Raw genomic sequence first — 2784 nt, 5'->3', positions numbered from 1 at the left:
GCCTGGTTGAAGTGSGCCACRTTGAASGAGATGCCGAACTTCACCGGGGTGATGGCAATGCCCTTCTTCAGTACCGGGCTGCCGGCGTTGAATGCGCGCGTTGCCTCGCGGCGCTCGCGGTAGGCGCTGCTGGCCTCCAGTTCGTCGAGCAGTTCGTGGATGACGTTGTCTTCCACGGTCTGGCCGTAAGGCGTGACATTGCGCTCGGTCTTGCCGTACAGGTTGGCGCGGCGCACGTCGAGCGCATCGCGGCCCACGGTGCGCGCCACGTTGTCCAAGATGTATTCGATGGCAAAGGCGCCTTGCGGGCCACCGAAGCCGCGGAAGGCGGTATTGCTCTGCGTATTGGTCTTGCCGCAGTAGCCGTCGATCTGCACATTCGGCAGCCAGTAGGCGTTGTCGAAGTGGCAGATGGCGCGGGTCATCACCGGGCCGGACAGGTCGGCCGAGAAGCCGGCGCGCGAAACCATCTCCACCGACACGCCGTCGATGCGGCCATCGGCATCGTGGCCGACTTCGAAATCGAAGACGAAGTCGTGGCGCTTGCCGGTGATCATCATGTCGTCGTCGCGGTCCGGACGCAGCTTGACCGGGCACAGCAGCTTCCACGCGGCCAGCGCGGCGCAGCAGGCGAACATGGCCGATTGCGATTCCTTGCCACCGAAGCCGCCGCCCATGCGCCGGCATTCCACCAGCACCTGGTGCGCGTGCCATCCCAGCATATGCGCGACAGCATGCTGCATTTCGGTGGGATGCTGGGTCGAGCACCACACGTGCATGCCGTCGTTTTCCTTCGGCGCGGCGTAGGCGATCTGGCCTTCCAGGTAGAACTGCTCCTGGCCGCCCAGGCGGATACTGCCCTGCTCCCGGTGCGCAGCACCGGCGATATGGCTGGCCGGCTCGCCGCGTGTCAGGTGCATCGGCGGCAGCACATAGCTGCCGGCCTGGTGCGCCGCCTCGGGCGACAGCACCGGCGCCAGGTCCTCGTACTCGACATTGCCCAGGCGTGCGGCACGGCGCGCGGCATCGTGCGAGGTGGCCACCACCACGAACATCGGCTGGCCGATGAACTGCACCAGGCCGTTGGCCAGGATGGGGTCGTCATGGATGATCGGGCCGCACTCGTTGGCGGCGGGGATATCTTCGGCGGTCAGCACCGCCACCACGCCCGGCGCGGCGCGCACCTTGTCGAGCGACATCGACTTGATGCGGGCGTGGGCGCGCGTGCTCATGCCGAGCGCGGCGTGCAGCGTGCCGGCCAGCTCGGGAATGTCGTCGGTATAAGTGGCCGTGCCGGCCACGTGCAGGTGGGCCGATTCATGCGGGCGCGAAATGCCCACTTGTGGCGTGGAGACGGCGGCCTTGGCCTCGATCTCGGCGTCGAGCAGGAAGGGTTCGGTTTGCTTGTTCATGCCGATCTATCCTTATGCGGTGGCGACGGTGGCGACGGTGGCGACGATCTGGCCGGCGCCGGGGGCGCGGACATTGACGGCGGCGGCTGGCAGCGCGTCGGCGCGCGTTTCCAGCCAGAAGCGGTACAGCAGGTTGGCGGCGCCACGGCTGCGGTAGGCGGCGGTGGAGCGCATGTCGGTCAGCGGCGTGAAGTCCTGCGCCAGCGCGCTCATGGCGGCCCGGGCGGTGGTTTCGGTCCAGGGTTGGCCGACCAGCGCGGCTTCCGTCAGGGCGCCGCGCTTGGGCGTGGCGGCCATGCCGCCGAAGGCCACGCGTGCATGACGGATCACGCCGTTTTCCAGCGTCAGCGCAAAGGCCGCACAGACAGCGGAAATGTCCTCGTCAAAGCGTTTTGACAGCTTGTAGGTACGGAAGTGCTCCGGCCCCGCGAGCGGCACGCGCAGGGCCGCGACGAACTCGCCCTCGGCCATGGCGGTCTTCTGGTAGGCCAGGTAGAGGTCTTCCAGCGGCAGCGCGCGGCGCGCTTCGCCGCGCTGCAGCACCACTTCGGTGCCAAGGGCGATCAGCGCGGGCATGGAGTCGCCAATGGGCGAGCCGTTGGCAATATTGCCCCCCAGCGTGCCGGCGTTGCGGATCGGCAGCGAGGCAAAACGCTTCCACATTTCTTCCAGTTCGGGGTGCGTGGCATTGAGCGCCGCATAGGCGCGCTCCAGCGAGACCGCCGCGCCGATTTCCACGGCGCCGTCCACCTGCTCGATACTGTTGAGGTCGGATACCTGGCCCACGTACAGCAGGTTGCCGAGCTCCCGGAACTGCTTGGTCACCCACAGGCCCACGTCGGTGCTGCCGGCCAGGATGCGCGCGCCCGGCTCCGCGGCCTTGATGGCGGCGAAAGCCGATGCCGTGCGGGGCGCGTAGAAGTGCTGGCCGCCGGCGCTGTAGTGGAACGTGCCTTCGCGTTGCAGCGAGCGCAGCGTGTCGGCGATCTGCCGCGGGTCCAGCTTGCTGGCCTGCGGCGCCGGCAGCGCCATCATGCGCTGGCCGGCCTCGATGATGGGACGGTAGCCGGTGCAGCGGCACAGGTTGCCTGTGAGGGCGTCGCAGATGGTCTCGCGGGCCGGCGCGCGGCCGGTGCCGGCGTCTTCGGCCTTTTGCTGGTACAGCGCCCACAGCGACATCACGAAGCCGGGGGTGCAGAAGCCACACTGGGAGCCGTGGCACTCCACCATCGCTTGCTGTACCGGGTGCAGCGCGCCGTCGGCCTGGCGCAGGTCTTCCACGGTGATCAGGGCGCGGCCGTCCAGCGTGGGCAGGAACTGGATGCAGGAATTGACCGCCTTGAAGGCGACCTGGCCGTCCTCGCCCAGTTCG

2 protein-coding genes are annotated in these 2784 nt (G+C 68.2%); both read right to left on the bottom strand.

What is annotated here, in order from left to right; translation table 11 throughout:
• On the bottom strand, positions 1-1412 hold a 1412-nt coding region (locus tag AC1DKD_RS40550), incomplete at its 3' end, for a molybdopterin cofactor-binding domain-containing protein (RefSeq protein WP_477144675.1).
• A 12-nt stretch (positions 1413-1424) separates the two neighbouring features.
• Positions 1425-2784 (bottom strand): xanthine dehydrogenase small subunit (gene xdhA, locus AC1DKD_RS40545; RefSeq protein WP_477144674.1); only part of this gene is annotated, 1360 nt, incomplete at its 5' end.

Source organism: Cupriavidus sp. 05T313 (assembly GCF_056396665.1).
This window is presented reverse-complemented; position numbering and strand designations above follow the sequence as displayed.